This window comes from Streptomyces sp. NPDC054834 (genome assembly GCF_053611185.1).
Genome location: NZ_JBSGZV010000001.1, coordinates 490,035 through 505,018 on the forward strand (window position 1 = coordinate 490,035; position 14,984 = coordinate 505,018).

The 14,984-nt window shown below is 69.7% G+C and carries 11 protein-coding genes; 1 reads left to right on the forward strand and 10 read right to left on the reverse strand.

The annotated features are described in order from the left end of the window. Positions 1–17: 17 nt before the first annotated feature. The gene (locus tag ACWGJM_RS02375) at positions 18–2,102 is read left to right on the forward strand and encodes a pectinesterase family protein (RefSeq protein ID WP_453409778.1); all 2,085 of its coding nucleotides are present in this window, start codon (positions 18–20) and stop codon (positions 2,100–2,102) included. Here ACWGJM_RS02375 and ACWGJM_RS02380 read toward each other — a convergent pair. The 10 genes from ACWGJM_RS02380 to ACWGJM_RS02425 form a co-directional block, all read right to left on the reverse strand. Next, complete coding sequence (locus ACWGJM_RS02380) at positions 2,089–3,468, reverse strand: DUF6177 family protein (RefSeq protein WP_453409779.1); 1,380 nt, start codon at positions 3,466–3,468, stop codon at positions 2,089–2,091. The genes ACWGJM_RS02375 and ACWGJM_RS02380 overlap by 14 nt on opposite strands. After that, on the reverse strand, positions 3,465–7,451 hold the full coding sequence (eccCa, locus tag ACWGJM_RS02385; protein ID WP_453409780.1) for a type VII secretion protein EccCa: 3,987 nt from the start codon (positions 7,449–7,451) through the stop codon (positions 3,465–3,467). Before eccCa ends, ACWGJM_RS02380 begins: the two co-directional genes overlap by 4 nt. Continuing rightward, positions 7,448–8,542, reverse strand: coding sequence for a hypothetical protein (locus tag ACWGJM_RS02390; protein ID WP_453409781.1), 1,095 nt, complete (start codon positions 8,540–8,542; stop codon positions 7,448–7,450). The genes eccCa and ACWGJM_RS02390 overlap by 4 nt, the downstream gene beginning before the upstream one ends. Positions 8,543–8,554: 12 nt before the next feature. Continuing rightward, positions 8,555–9,919: a type VII secretion integral membrane protein EccD gene (eccD, locus tag ACWGJM_RS02395; RefSeq protein WP_453409782.1), complete on the reverse strand. Its 1,365-nt coding sequence runs from the start codon at positions 9,917–9,919 to the stop codon at positions 8,555–8,557. Positions 9,920–9,950: 31 nt separating this feature from the next. After that, a complete protein-coding gene (locus tag ACWGJM_RS02400; RefSeq protein ID WP_453409783.1) occupies positions 9,951–10,244 on the reverse strand; it encodes a hypothetical protein in 294 nt (97 codons plus the stop codon). Between the two features lie 32 nt (positions 10,245–10,276). Further along, positions 10,277–11,143 (reverse strand): immunity 49 family protein, encoded by an 867-nt coding sequence (locus tag ACWGJM_RS02405; RefSeq protein WP_453409784.1) that lies wholly within the window; start codon positions 11,141–11,143, stop codon positions 10,277–10,279. A gap of 14 nt (positions 11,144–11,157) precedes the next feature. Further along, positions 11,158–13,692 carry a hypothetical protein gene (locus ACWGJM_RS02410; protein ID WP_453409785.1) on the reverse strand — a complete coding sequence of 845 codons (2,535 nt, stop codon included), beginning with the start codon at positions 13,690–13,692 and terminating at the stop codon, positions 11,158–11,160. Further along, complete coding sequence (locus tag ACWGJM_RS02415) at positions 13,689–14,087, reverse strand: DUF6507 family protein (RefSeq protein WP_453409786.1); 399 nt, start codon at positions 14,085–14,087, stop codon at positions 13,689–13,691. Before ACWGJM_RS02415 ends, ACWGJM_RS02410 begins: the two co-directional genes overlap by 4 nt. 39 nt (positions 14,088–14,126) lie before the next feature. Beyond that, complete coding sequence (locus ACWGJM_RS02420) at positions 14,127–14,438, reverse strand: pore-forming ESAT-6 family protein (RefSeq protein ID WP_453409787.1); 312 nt, start codon at positions 14,436–14,438, stop codon at positions 14,127–14,129. A gap of 66 nt (positions 14,439–14,504) precedes the next feature. Then, positions 14,505–14,837: a hypothetical protein gene (locus tag ACWGJM_RS02425; protein ID WP_453409788.1), complete on the reverse strand. Its 333-nt coding sequence runs from the start codon at positions 14,835–14,837 to the stop codon at positions 14,505–14,507. Positions 14,838–14,984 lie beyond the last annotated feature (147 nt).

The following is a 14,984-nucleotide window of genomic DNA, read 5'->3' on the forward strand; positions in this document are numbered from 1 at the left end:
CGAACAGGAGCCGCCCCATGGCCACCCCCCACTCAAAGCCCCGGCACCGCAGACGCCGCACCGCCCTCACCGTCGGCATCCCCCTCGCCCTGACCACCGCCACCGCTCTCGCCTACGGAGTCCTCTGCACCGGCACCCAGCAGAAGGCCTCGGCCGCGACCGCCACCCCCGCGTGGGCCACCGCGACCGCCGACGGGTTCGCCTCCGTCAACGCGCTGGGCCAGAACGGCACGTACGGCGGCCGGGACGGCAAGACCGTCACGGTCAGGACGCTCGCGGACCTCGAGAAGTACGCGACCGCCACCGAGCCGTACGTCATCGTCGTCGCGGCCACCATCGACATGGACCCGGTCGGGAAAGAGATCAAGGTCCAGTCGAACAAGACCATCGTCGGCTCCGGCACCTCCGGCCAGATCGTCGGCGGCGGCTTCTTCCTCGGCCAGGGTGTCCACAACGTGATCATCCGGAACCTCACGATCCGGGACACGTACCAGGGCACCTGGAACGACAAGGAGCACGACTACGACGGCATCCAGATGGACGGCGCCCACCACGTCTGGATCGACCACAACGACATCCGCCACATGGCCGACGGGCTCATCGACAGCCGCAAGGACACCACCTACCTCACCGTCTCCTGGAACAAGCTCAGCCAGGACAACAAGGCCTTCGGCATCGGCTGGACCGACAACGTCACCGCGGACATCACGATCCACCACAACTGGATCCGCGAGACGGAACAGCGCAACCCGTCCACGGACAACGTGGCGCACGCCCACCTCTACAACAACTACCTGGAGGACGAGGCCGGCACCACCATCCAGTCCTCCTACGGCGACTACTCGCGCGGCAAGACGAACATGCTGCTGGAGAACTCCTACTTCCAGGGCATGAACAACCCCGTGATCCGGGACAGCACGGCCACCCTGGTCCAGCACGGCAACGTCTTCTCGGGCACGAGCGGCAGGAACGAGAGCGGCGGCACGGGCGCGGCCTGGGACCCGAAGACGTACTACGGCTACACCCTCGACAAGGCCGGCGACGTACCCGCCCTCCTGAAGTCCGGCGCGGGACCGCGCAGTTCCATCGGCACGACGACGACCACCACGACCATCACGACCACCGCGACCACCAAGTCGGCCACCGCCACCACCCTCACCGTCGCCCAGGACGGCACCGGCCAGTACAAGACCGTCCAGGCCGCGGTGAACGCCGTCCCCGCCAACAACCCCTCCCGCGTGGTGATCAGCGTCAAGCCGGGCACGTACCGCGAGCTGGTCAAGGTGCCGTCCAACAAGCCGCACGTCACCATCCAGGGCACCGGCGGCAGCCGGAAGGACACGGTGATCGTCTACAACAACGCGGCGGGCACGCAGAAGCCCGACGGTTCGGGGCCGTACGGCACCGGGGGCAGCGCCACCGTCGCCGTCGAGGCCGACGACTTCCAGGCCCGTAACCTGACCGTCTCCAACGACTTCGACGAGGCCGCGCACCAGGACATCAGCCAGCAGGCCGTCGCCCTGCGCACCACCGCCGACAAGGTGTTCCTCGACGGCGTGATCGTCAGCGGCGACCAGGACACCCTGCTGGTGGACACCGCGGCCAAGGAGAAGCTCGGCCGTGTCTACATGACCAATTCCTACGTGATCGGCAACGTCGACTTCGTCTTCGGCCGCGCGACCACCGTGATCGACAAGTCCGTCATCACCCTGAAGAAGCGCTACAACGGCACCTCGGCCGGCTTCGTCACCGCCCCGTCGACCGCCGCCGACCGCAAGGGCATCCTGATAGCCAACTCCACGGTGAACGGTGACGTGTCCGACCGCAGCTTCTACCTCGGCCGCCCCTGGCACGCCGGCGGCGACGCGACCCTCGACCCGCAGACCACGGTCCGCAACACCACCCTGAGCGCCGCGATCAAGACCACCCCGTGGACCGACATGAGCGGCTTCTCCTGGAAGGACGACCGCTTCGCCGAGTACAAGAACACCGGCGCCGGCTCCGGCACCGCAAGCAGCGACCGCCCCCAGCTGACCGACGCCCAGGCGGCGAACCAGGAGGTCACGGACTGGCTGGGGGACTGGACGCCTACGGCTTCCTGATCTCTCCCGTCTCTCCGGTCTCTCCCGTCTCTTCCGCGCTCTCGTCCAGGCGGTAGTGGAGCGCGGATCCGAGGCGCATGGGCGTGACGTCCGGGTGCGGGTGTTCGGCGCGGTCCCGGCCGACGCGCCGGACCTCGTCCTGGCCGAGCGTGAACGCGACCGGCACGGGCAAGGGCTCGGCCTGCGCGGGCACGGTGAGGTCACGGCGCGCGGACCGCAGCGCCGTGAGCAGGGTGACGAGCCCGTGCCCGGTGTCGAGTTCGGCGGCCAGCGCCTCCAGGGCGTCCAGGGGCGGTGTCTCGTCCGGGCCGTAACCGAGCGTGAGGGTGATGTCCTCCTCGACGCCCGCCGGTGTGCGCAGCACCCGTACGGTCGCGAGCGCGGGCCGGTCCGGGTGCCCGACCGCGATCAGCCAGGTGGGATGGGGCGCGCGCGTGCGGGCCAGGTCGGTCAGCTCCCGCCGGTTCCAGCGGAGGTTGACCGGCTCGGCCGTGCTCCAGCCGGCGGGCGGGGCACCGGTCAGGTGCCGGAACGCCGTTTCCAGGGCGCCGCCGAGGACGAGGTTCTCGGCGGCGGGATGCCGTGTGCGCAGGGTGAGGATCAGCTGCCGGTCACCGCTGTCGGCGACGGCCGTGAAGGCGTCGGCGGCATGTGCGGCCCCCTGTTCGTCGCGTACGGGGGTGAAGGTGCCGTTCTTCCAGTGGAGCACGGCGCCGGACAGGCCGTCGTAGTAGCCGTGCTCGGGGTCCTGGACGACCCAGCGGTTGGGGAGGCCGCGAAGGGCCGCGCGGGTGGCCAGGGTCAGACGCGTGGCCGGCGGGGTGACGATCTGAAGAGCGCGGTCGGCGGCCGTCGCGGCGCGCAGTGCGTCGGAGAGCCAGCTCGTCATGGCGACGAGCGGTCGGTCCTGGATGACCACGGCCGTCGCGGCGGTCAGGACATCCACGGCGGGGGTTCCGGTGGCCGGGACCGGCACCGCGGAGACATCGGTGGTGAGGGGTATGACCTCGGTCGTGGCGGCCTCCGGCGGCCAGACGGTGCCGCCGAGCACGGTGGCCAGACGTCCGGCGAAGGAGCCCGCCAGCCGCCCGGCCTCGGCGACGGCGGTGGAGGCGCGGGCCTCGGTCCACCACACCGGCTCGTCGGAGACGGCCTGGTCCAGCAGCCGGGCGGTCTCGCCGAGAACCTGGACCAGGATCGGTGCCTCCACGGAGACGAGGGGGCGGCCGTCGGGAGCGCAGAGTTGTACGACCGCGCCGTCGGCCGTGGTGTCCACGCCGAGGTCGGGGCCGCCTGCGTAGAGGCCCGCCAGCAGGGTGCGCAGGTCCGGCATCTTCGGGGTGAGCGCTATGACGTCCTTGGTCACAGGGTGTCTTCTGCTTCTTCCGCTTCTTCTGCCGTCACAGCGGTCTGGACGAGCTGATGGGGGCGGCCACGGCGGACGAACGTGCCCCGGCCGGGTGGCTGCGGGGAGGCGTAGAGCCCGGGGAAGAGCTGGCCCTCGGTGCGTTCGCCGGTCATGACCAGGGCGGTGGTGCCGGTTTCCCGCAGGGTGGTCAGCAGAGGCTCGTACAGGGCCCGTGAGGATCCGGCGGCCCGGCGGGCGATGACGAAGTGCAGGCCGATGTCCTGGGCGGAGGAGATGTACGGCAGGAAGGGCGCGAGTGGCTGCTGGCCGGCGGTGGTGAGGATGTCGTAGTCGTCGACGAGGATGACGATGCGCGGACCGGTGAATGAGGGTTCCGTCGAGACCGCGTCGGGATCGGCGGTCTCCGGCAGGCGCTTGTCCAGTTCGGCGGCGATGCCGGTGGACAGGGCGGCGGCCAGTTTGGGGTTGTGGGCGTAGCCGCCCCGGTAGGGCTCGGGGATCACGCCGCGCAGGCCGCGGCGCGGGTCGAAGACGCCGAAGACGAGTTCCTCGTCGGAGTGGCGCGCGATGAGCTGGGTGGCGATCAGCCGCAGCAGATTGGTCTTGCCGCATTGGTTGTCGCCGAGGATCAGCAGGTGCTGGTCGGTGCCGAACAGGTCGAGCAGGACCGGTGAGAGGGCGTCCTGGTCGACGCCCAGGGGGATCCGGTGCGGTTCGGCCGCCGGGGAGGGCAGCCCGGCCGCGGCCAGCCGGGTCGGCAGCACACGTACGGGTGGGGCGATTTCGCCGTGCCATGCGGCACGGATGGTGCGGGCCGCGCTTTCGAGGGCCTGCCCCAGGTCGTCCGGCGCGGGCCGGTTGTCGATGCGGGGCAGCGCGACCTGGGCGAACAGCTTGCCGTCGGTCAGCACCCGGCCGGGGGTGTCGGCGGTGAGGGTCTCGGAGAGCTTGCGGTCGATGGAGGAGTCGGCCGGGTCGTTCAGGCGCGATTCGATCCGGATGCCGAACATCGACTGGGTGGCGATGCGGACGTCGTTCCAGCGCAGCATGCCGGCCACGACGTGGATGCCGTATCCGCCACCGCGCTTGAGCAGGTCCGTCACCGCCTCCTCGAGGTCGGCGAACTCGTCGCGCAGGGCGCCGAAGCCGTCGATGAGCAGCACGACGTCGGTGGCGCCCAGTTCGGGCAGTTTCGCCTTGGCTCTGAGCCGGCGCAGCTGGTCGACGGAGTCGATGCCGTGCTCGCGGAAGAGTTCCTCGCGCCGGGCGAGCGTGGCACGTACCTCGGCGACCGTGCGGGCGGCACGCTCGTGGTCGGCACGGCCCGCGATGCCGCCGACGTGAGGTAGCCGGGCGAGCGTGGACAGGCCGCCACCGGCCAGGTCGAGGCCGTACACGGCGACGTCGTACGGCGTGTGGGTGAGGGCGAGCGACAGGGCGAGCGTGCGCAGGAGCGTCGTCTTGCCGGACTGCGGTCCGCCGATGACCGCGGCGTGCCCGCCGGCGGTGGTGAGGTCCAGCAGCCAGGGTTCCTGCCACTGCCGGGCCGGGTCGTCGAGGACGCCGAGCGGCACCCGCAGGGGACCGTCGCGATGGGTGAGGCGGAGACCGTCCGTACCGGCCTGAACGGGGCCGGCGGCCTGGTCCAGGGTGATGGTCTCGGGCAGCGGGGGAAGCCAGATGCGGCGGACCGGGGGCGCGGCGGTGGCGAGCCGGCCGACCATGACGGACAGGACGGTCGGGCCGGTCTCGCGCAGGGTCGCGGCGGGGGCTTCCGCCGGGTCGTCGGAGGCGTTCTGCGGGAGGTTGTAGACCGGGTAGGGCCTGAGCGGCGGCTCGTCGTCACGGTCCTTGCTCAGAACGGGTCCGCGGTAGGCGCCGAAGACGTAACCCGCCTTGAACCGCTCGTAGGTGGAGGTGTCGACCTTCAGGTAGCCGAACCCCGGCAGCGGCGGGAGATGGAAGGCGTCCGTGGTGTCCAGGACGGTACGGGACTCGTCCGCGGAGAAGGTACGCAGGCCCAGCCGGTACGACAGATAGGTGTCCAGCCCCTTGAGCTTGCCGCCCTCGATGCGCTGGCTGGACAGCAGCAGGTGCACGCCGATGGAGCGGCCGATGCGGCCGATGGACAGGAACAGGTCGATGAAGTCCGGTTTGGCGGTGATCAGTTCGCCGAACTCGTCGATGACGACGAAGAGGTGCGGCAGCGGTTCCAGATCCGGGCGCTCGGTGGCACGCAGGACGGCGTAGTGGCCGATGTCGGCGACGTTCCCGGCGTCCTTGAGCACCTGCTGCCGCCGCTTGACCTCGCCGGCCAGGCTCGCGTGGACGCGTTCGACGAGCCCGGCCTGGTTCTCCAGGTTGGTGATCACACCCGCGACATGCGGGAGTTCGGCGAACGGCGCGAAGGTGGCACCGCCCTTGTAGTCGACCAGGACCAAGGCCAGGTCCTCCGGGGAGTGGGTGGTGGCGAGCGCGAGGACGAGGGTCCGCAGCAGCTCGCTCTTGCCGGAGCCGGTGGCGCCCACGCACAGCCCGTGCGGGCCCATGCCGAGTTGCGAGGACTCCTTGAGGTCCAGCAGCACCGGCTCGTGGCGATCCGTGAGGCCGATCGGGACGCGCAGGAAGTCCCGGTCGCCCCGGGGCGCCCACAGGCGGTGCAGGTCGAGGTCGGCCGGGTCGTCGATACCCAGCAGGGCGGGGAAGTCGACAGGACCGGACACCGGGGTGCCCTCGGCCGCGGACTCCGCGGACAGCCGCAGCGGGGCGAGCATCCGGGCGATGCCCTCGGCGCCGGCCCTGGTCACTCCGTCGACGGTGCCGTGCGCGAGAGTTCCGCGCAGATCGTCGACGACGACCCGGTCGCCGTCGACGGTGATGCGCACACTCACCTCGTCCGGCTCCTGCACCCGCTGTTCGAGCAGGTGCAGCACGGTCACACCCATGTCCGCCAGATCCACGGCCATGTCCGGCCGGGGCAGTTCGGCCGCGACACCACCGTACGAGTCGCTGACCACGAGCAGCCGGCTCGCGAGCCCAAGGGCCTGACTGCCGGACAGTCCACGGCGCACCTCGGCCGCGTACGCCGCACGCTGCCGCAGGTCGGGCGCGCACAGCCGCGCCAGTTCCGTCAGATCGGGCGCGATCCGGCGAGCGGCCACCGGGCCGTCGAACGTCTGCGGGTCGAGAACGTGGGGCAGCCACTTGGCCCACGCCCACTCCTCCTCGTCGGGCGTGCCGAGAGAGACGGCGACGTCGTCCGGCGCATGTGTGACGACGGTCTGCAACAGCAGGGCCCGGGCGACGCGGAGGACTCCCTCCCGGTCTCCGACGACGCTGACGTTCCCGGCCCGGTCCAGGGGGACGGTGAGCGGGAGATCCGTGGCGGTGCCGAAACGGCCCTGAAGGGCGCGGGCCTCGTTGAGCATGAACGGATCGGGCGGGGTGAGAACACCACCGACACTGTTCTGCGCGATGGACAGCTCCTGCACGGGCACCTCGCCGGTGCCCAGCCGCGGTCGCAGGAAGTCGGCGTCCTGACGGCGCCGCTCCCACAGCCGCGCCGGGTCCCTGACGAGGTCGTACAGGGCCTCGGGCGGCGGGTCCAGCTCGCGCGCCGCGTGCCGTCGGTCCCGCTCGGCCGCACCCAGCTCCTCGCGCAGCTCCTCCAGATACTCCAGGTACCGCTCGCGCTGCACGCGCCGGGTTCGCTGGGCCTTGCCGCGCTGCGACAGGAACAGCGCCACCCCGCCGAGCAGCGCCACGACCAGCACGATCGCACCGAGCGCGGCGAACTGGCTGTTGCGGATGATGGTCATCATCACGACGGAGCTGACGACACCGGCCATGGGCAGCAGGGCGGTCGCCGCGTTTCCGACCTTCCCTTCCGGGAGGTTCGGGGGTGCCTCGACCGTCCGGGGCGGCCCGGCCTCGAGGGGACGGGTGCTCCGGGCCGGCCGGTGGACCATCTGCTGGGTCATCGCACCCTCACCGCCCGGTGTATCGCCTCGGCCGCCAGACGGACGGCCGCGTCCCGGGTGTTCCGGCCCAGCATGGCGGTGTGGATGGGTCCCCCTTGGGCGAGATGACGGTCGTAGGGAAGCGCGACGACGGGCACGCCGGTCTCGCGGAGGTGCGCGACGGCGGTCTTCGGGTCGAGGGTGGCGTCGGGGGTGTTCGCGCTGAGCGCGACCACGGTGGCGGCCAGGGCGGAGTGCGGCAACTGGCCGAGCCAGTCCAGGACCTGCCGGGTGCCGTGGATGCCCTCGGCGGTCATCGGAGCGACGACGACTCGCGCGTGCGCGGTGTCCATCGCCGTACGCGCCACATCGCCGGGCAGCGTCTCGCAGTCCACCACGGTCACCGCGAAGTAGCGCCGCAGCGCCAGCGTCACCGTCCGGTAGGTGCGCACGTCCAAAGGAGCGCCGACCCTCCCCTGGCTCGCGGGCAGCAACCAGCCGCCGTCCGTCACCGGCACGAGATAGCCGGTGACGTCGGTCAGTTGCATGGCGGGTGTGAGGATGCGGGCAAGGTCACCGCACGACCAGCGCACGCTGTCCGCGCCCATCCGCACCGGGAGCGTGCCGAGGGCGGCGTCCGCCTCCAGGGTGAGCACCGGGTCGTGACGGTAGTGGTTGAAGGTCCGGCCGAGCAGCGCGGCGACCGTGGACTTGCCGACGCCGCCGCGAATGGAGGTGACGGCGATGACCCGTCCGGTGGTGACGGGTTGCTGCATCTGCTTCGCGAGGCGGGATTGTTCGGCCACTTCCTGGGTGGCGGATGCGGTGAGCCGGCGCAGTGACGTGCCGGCCCGACGCGTGACGGAGTCACCGTGCTGGGGGCGGCCGAGCGCGAGGGCGAGTCGTGGGTCGACCGTCGGGAGGGATTCGGGCGCCGGGGCCGGGACGCGGGGATCACGTGCCTCGCGGGGGACCGGGGACGAGGGCGGGGACGGCTGGGGAGCGGGCTGAGCCACGGGCTCGGGCTCGGGCACGGCAGGAGCAACCGGGTCCGGGGTGGCGTCGGCCAGATCCCGCAGCACGTCCTGCTGCCAGTCCCCTCCCCCGGTCATACGCCCCACTCCTTACGCGAAGGTGCCGAGCAGCCGCCCGTACACCCCGAACACGCCGATCACCAGCGGGAACAGGGCGATCACGGCCGCCGACTCCAGAGCGTCCCCGGCACGACGCAGCCGCACCCGCACGTGCTCGGCCGGTTCCACGGCCAGCACGACGAGAGGTACGACGGCCAGAAGGGCGAGCGCGGCGACGGGCCCGGCCGGCGAGGCATGCTCCCCCCACACCTCCACGAGCCGCACGGCCACGACGGCGGCGGCGACGAACAGCACCACGACCTCGGCGGTGAGCGGAAAGGCACGGGCCCGCAGCGCGAGCACCACCGCCACCACGACTCCCAGCGGCACAGTCCACGCCGACGCCGTGCGCAGCAGGAACACACCGGCCGCGCCCGTGGACCCGGCGAGGACGACGGTCGCCAGGACCAGACCGCGATGTGTGGCCGCGAGCGCGGTGGCCACCTGGTAACGGCTCACCGACGCTCCGCCCGAACGCCGGTCGTCCAGCCCGGTCAGCCCCGAGGCCATCAGCGCGAGCCGGGGCAGCACACCGAGGGCGACGACGGACACGACGGCGAGCAGCGCGCCGATCCTGGCCTGCTGGGCCGCGGTTGCCGCCCCGCCCTGGAACGCGATGGCCGCTTCCCACACCGCGAGGCAGCCCGCGACAGCCGCGGCGCCGATCGACGCGGCCCGCTTCAACGGCGTGAACCACCCGGCGAGCAGCAACGCGAACGCCACGGCTCCCGCGACACCGGCCAGCCGCGCGGCGCCGATCCAGCCGTAGGCATCAGCACAGCTCCACATGCCCAGGACGGCCAGGACGGCGCCGGTGGCGAGCAAGGTCGCGGCGAGGGCGTGCCGCTGTGCGCGACCGCAGAGGAGACCGGCGAGAGCCGCCCCCAGCGCTGTGACAAGAAGGCCCGCACCGGCCGCGGCCGGGTCGAATCGGCTGACGGCCAAGACGCCGGCGGCCAGAGCCCACAGGACGGTCGCGCTTCCGGCGACGACCCGCCGCATGGCAGGCCGCCACCGCCACGCCCGCACATCGAGATCACCGGCGACTTCGTCCGTGACGTCATGGACCACGGGAGCGGAGGGAGCGTCCTCCGCGCGCACGAGCCGCAGCACGGTCCCGTCGGCCACACCGGCCGACTCCAGGGTGCTGTCGTGCGCGAGCACGGACCCGTCCGGGTTCACCAGATACCGCAGCTCGGGCCGGCCCCCGACCCGGTCGTCCAGCAGCCGCATGACCTCCGGCAGCAACACCCCGACGGGCTCCCGCGAAGGCAGTACGAGGTCGACCCGACGTCGCTCACCGACCAGGGTGACCCGGCTGAGCGCGGTCCGAGTGCCGGCCGCCGAACGACTCAAGGACCCCGTGGATATCACGCGTTCGAACCTATCATCGAGAAGAAGGGGCAGATGGGACAGAAGCGGTCGGGGAGGCCGGGCCGGAGGGCACCGTCGTGCCCCCGCCGTACGGGTTCTTCCCGATGACCCGATGCGACACGAACGACCACCCCACACACCCGGCACACACCACCGCCGCGATCACCACCCCGGCGAACACCTTCCCCACCCGCTCATCGAGCGACCGCCGCTGCCGCTGCGCCCCGAAGAGCACGGCGTCCCGGAGACGCCGTCGGCGGACGGAGACCGATTCGAGGAGCTGGTTGTCGTAGTCGTGGGCGGTCACGGTGTGGGGTCACCTGTCCATGGATGCGTCAGTCAGGTAGGGAACTCGCCGAGCCAGTCGCGCTGGAGGAGGTGCCTGGGGAGGTAGTCGGACTCGACCTCGAGCGGGATGTCGGCGTCGTAGGCCATACAGGCGATGGCCAGAGGCGCGAGGGCAACCAGCCCCTCACCGTTCAGGGCACGCGTCTCGTTCGCAGTCCAGTACTCCTTGTGCCAGGTGAGGACGTTGACCAGTGCAGTGTTGAACTGCGCAGCGTCCTGACGCTGGTAGCGGTGGAACAGTTCCAGGGGTGGATACAGGATCTTCAGCATCAGTTCCCTGCTAGCGATCCGCGCGGTGTCGGGATTGGTACCGTTCACCGCGGTGACAAGCGTGTCCCACATCTCGGGCCGTCGGAACCAGGCGTGCTGAAGAGTCTCCACCCAGGCGTACACGTACTCGTCGAACTCCACCCCGGACGCGCGAAGGAACGAGACGGGCACCTGTGCCAGACGGTTGAGACGCTCGTTCTCCCGGCAAATTGCGGCCAGGTAGTAAGCCGTCAGCCAGTTTCCCGCGTGAAGGTACTCCTGGGGCCCAGTCGCAGGAAGGTCCTTGACTTCCCCGTCCGCCCCGATGCGGCAAGGAACCGGTCCTTCGGTCGCCATGCCCGCATCGAAAAGGGCGCAGCCCACCTGCATGGCCACTACCCACGCCTCCCACGTGGCGAATGTCTCCGCCGTGGGGTCCGTCAGGCAGCGCCACTTCGCCACGGTCAGCGTGTAGTCCAGGGCATCGAAGCGGTCGAACTCCGACGTCTCCAGCTCGTCCAGCACCTCCTCAGCGCTCTTGACGATCGGCGCCAAGGCTTCCGCAGCGTTGTCCGTACGGAAGTCATGGCGCGGAATGCTGGTGACCACTTGCTCTCCTCCGACTAGATCTTGAAATGTTCGAACACGGCGCCAGCGTAGGAGGAACCGTCTGGCTTTTGCGCCTTGACCAAGACGTACTCCAGCTTTCCACTCTTCAGCGCGCGACGAAGTTTGGCCGCTATCTCAGCGTCCTCCCCACCGCGCCGCGTCATGAGGCCAAGGATCGATCGGACGTACAGCTTAGTGCCTTGCTTGACCCTCATACCTTGGGCCCCGCCGTCATCGCCGACGTGCGGGTTCGCCGGGTCCTCCGGATCAGGCACCCCGTGGCGCCAGTCCAGATCCCCCTTCGGAGCCTTTGCCTCGACAATGAGGAACTTGTCGTCATCAAGTTCGTAGACCTGGTCGAACATGTCAGCACCGGTAGGAGTCTTCGGGAGATCGATTTCTCGGGCTGATGGAAACTCGCGCGGTACGACATGAAGTGCAGCAGATTTTTCACCGAGCTCCTCGGCGATCTTACTGTTGTTCGGCTTGCTTCCGAGTTGATCCGAATACGCTTTCAACGCCTTTTCGAGCGCCTTTTGCGTATCAGGGCCCGGGTTCGCCTTGAACGCGTTTTCCGCATGAGTGCGATCCAGCGCCACCTGTCGATCAGCTGCCGCCCTGTCGAGATCTCGGATGTTGCCGTCCGGGACCGTATCCCTTCCCAACGGCTTCGATCCGAACTTGACCTCCGACGGACCGCTTGGCATGTCGTGACTCGCGACCCACTTGCCGTTCGGGAGCTCCTTGATGATGGGAAGCTCAACGCCGTTCACCTTTGTTTCTACGCTCAAGCGGTGACCACGACTGTCGTAGTACCTCTTGCGCCATTCCGGGTCATTGGCTTTCCTGACAAGTTCGTCCTGGAGACGTTTCCGCTCCTCGGCCGTCAGTTCACGTTCGCTGTTATTGCCAAGTCGGTCACCCGCATGGTGTTCCGACTCGGCCGTATCACCGACGTGCCGCCCACTGCCCGGCGCACGGTCCGCGCCGTCCGGACCACCGTCGTGATGTGACGTTTCAGCCCGCCCGCTGCCGCGCGACGTCTCATCCGCGATGCCTGCTCCAGAGCCATGCCTCGATCCACCGTGGCCCGACAGCGATGCCTCAGAGGTGTGTTCTCGGGCACTGCCTGTGCGCCCTCCCTCATTGCCGGAGCCGCCGCCCCCATAGGCCGATGCTTCTGGCGAAGTCGATCCGCCTCCAACCCGGGACAGCTCTCGTTCGCGCGTCGGCGTGTGTTGCGGCCCGGCTTCCGCCGCGCCGTATCGTTCCTGCTTCGGGGCCGTGTCGATGACGTCGCCGTGTTTGTCGTACGCGACGAACTCACCGTCCTTGATGACGACCTTGGAGCCGTCCTCGAGTTCGATCACGCTGTGCACGCGCCCCGCGTCCGCCGACGTACCCGCGCCGGTGAAGATCTTCGAGGTGAGATCGGACAGCTTGGGCAGCTTGCCGACGGCCTTGCCGGTTGCCCGGAGGCCGACCGCGACCGGGTCGATGAAGTCGCCGACCTTGGCGGCGATCCCGGCGGTCTTGGCGACGGCGCCGGCCTCGCTGGCCTTGGACGCGGCGCCCAGCGGGCCGGCCCCGAGAGTCAGACCGTTGAAGAGGACCGTCGCCGAGGCCCGGGCAGGGTTCTCGCTCCACATGTCCCAGGCGACCAGCGACTTGGCGAACTCCTTGGCGGCCTTCTTCTGCCGGACCTCGCTGGGGCTGTCCTTCACCGGGCCGAACGTCCAGTCCATGAGCTTGTCGTACGGAGTCATGGTGTACAGCCCGATGCCTCCGACGATGTCCTTCAGACCGCTCCAGGCATCACCAGCCGCCTTCGAGCCGTGACCGCCGAACAGCGTGTACAGCCCGTCGAGGCCGCCCTTGATGTTGTCCTTGTACAGGCCGTCCCAGACGAAGCTCTTGGCCCCGTGCCCGAACCAGTCCAGACTCCACGCCTCGTAGCTCTGCTCCTCCGGGGTGCCCCAGGGCAGTTCCTTGGCCTGCCCCAACGTATCGAGGTCGTAGCCGTACATCACCTTCTTCTTGTTGACGGTGTGACTGCCGTCGTCCGTCACGAACTCCGGGCCGCCGACGATCGCCGAGATCTTGGTGGCCGCCCGGCGCTCCGCGTCCTGGAAGGCCGCCTGGGCGGACGTGACCCCGTCGAGCAGTTCCTGGTGCCGGTGGACCTTGTCCTCGTCCTCGGTCCAGTCGTCGTCACCGTCGACGCTGTCGACGAACGCGAAGGCGTCCGCCTTGAGTTGCGCCAGCTTCTTGGCCAGCGGACGCGCCTCGACGGAGTACGTGTCCAGCGCGTCGGCCACCGTCTCCAGCTTCGTGGCGAAGGTATCGGACCGGTCCATCACCGGCTGGGTGGTGGCGAACAGTTCGTCCGCCTCCGGTGCGGTGTAGTAGGCCTCCAGCATCTGGAAGCGGGAGTGCACGTCCATGCCGCTGTTGCGGATGCCGATGGCGTCGCCGCGCAGTGCCGAGACGTCCTTGTCCAGCTGGTCGAAGTCGCCCGTGAACTGCGGTATTCCGGACGGGCTGATCACTTCTTCCCGCCCTCCTCGCCCTTGCCGCCGCCCTGCCCCGGCAGGTCGATCTTCGGCGCCGCCAGGGCCTTGTGCTGCGTCCTGGCGGCCATCTCCGTGTCTCCGACGACGTAGTACGCCGTGGCCTCGCGCGCGCCGTTCACCGACTTCGCCGCGCGTGCGCCGAGGAACATCACGTCCCCCAAGGTCTTCTCCACGAAGACCGACAGCGCCGCCCCGACGGGCCCGGTCGGCGCCATTCCGCAGTAGGGCCCGCTGATGGTGCCGGCCGAGCCGGCCGCGCTCTCCACGTCCTTGCCGTACGCCTTGACGTCCTTCGCCATGTCGTCCATCGCGTCCTGCACCAGCGAGGTCACGAACTCGACGCCGGACGACGAGATGTCCCAGCTCGTCATACTGCCCTGCCCCCGTCAGATCCCCGTACGTACCGCTGCTCAGCCGATGTTGTCGACGGCCGCCTTCGCCTTGGCGAGCGTCGACTGTGCGGTGCCGTCGTTCTGCTCCAGCGTCGAGCGCACCAGCCGGATGATCTCCCGCACCTCGCTCGCGGCGCGGTGCCAGCGGACCTCCTTGCCGTGGTACTCGTCGGCGACGCCGTCCGCGGTGAAGTCGGCCATCGCGGCCTGGACCGCACGCTCACGGTCGGTCAGCACGCTCTCCAACTGGCCGATGACGCCCTGGAGGCTGGTCTGCACCTCGGACGAGGCACCGGTGTCGTACGAACGGCGGTCCTGGTTCTGACCCATGATCGGTTTCCCCCTGAAAACAGAAAACGGTTGCGGAGTCGGCGACTTCAGCGGTCACGACTGCGCCTATCGCGCACCGAACCGGGCCGCGTCGAAGTTCGCGGCGCCCATGTTCTGGTTGGCGTTGTCCTGAAGCTCCACGTCACCGCCGCCGAACGCCGTGTCCATCCCGGACTGACCGCCCAGGATCGCGTTGAGCGAGCCGTTCAGATCGCTGGTGATCTCGTCGGCATGCGCCTTGAACGAGTCGAACGCGGCCTTACCGGCCCCGTTGAACTTCCCCTCCAACGGCTCCGCCGCCTGGATCAGCAACTTGATGAGCGTGCCCAGGTCGTCGACCGAGCCGATGGTGCTCTTCCCCAGATCCGACAGGGTCGTCGAGCCCATGTCGAACTTCATCCGCGTACCCCCGTACGTCACTTCCGTCGCATGACCTCGAACATACTCTCGCACAAGGGGTTGCAGACGCAACGCAGTTGGGGGTCATGTGGCGTGATCCGGACTGCGCCTGACTCACTAACACAGCCCGTGAGACGGGACAGCAGC

Excerpts from the sequence above, each read along its gene's own strand:
- ACWGJM_RS02415 (WP_453409786.1), bottom strand. The coding sequence starts at position 14,087 with ATGACGAGCTGGGACATCTCGTCGTCCGGCGTCGAGTTCGTGACCTCG.
- ACWGJM_RS02375 (WP_453409778.1), top strand. The coding sequence starts at position 18 with ATGGCCACCCCCCACTCAAAGCCCCGGCACCGCAGACGCCGCACCGCC.
- eccCa (WP_453409780.1), bottom strand. The coding sequence starts at position 7,451 with ATGACCCAGCAGATGGTCCACCGGCCGGCCCGGAGCACCCGTCCCCTC.
- ACWGJM_RS02425 (WP_453409788.1), bottom strand. The coding sequence starts at position 14,837 with ATGAAGTTCGACATGGGCTCGACGACCCTGTCGGATCTGGGGAAGAGC.
- ACWGJM_RS02420 (WP_453409787.1), bottom strand. The coding sequence starts at position 14,438 with ATGGGTCAGAACCAGGACCGCCGTTCGTACGACACCGGTGCCTCGTCC.
- ACWGJM_RS02390 (WP_453409781.1), bottom strand. The coding sequence starts at position 8,542 with ATGACCGGGGGAGGGGACTGGCAGCAGGACGTGCTGCGGGATCTGGCC.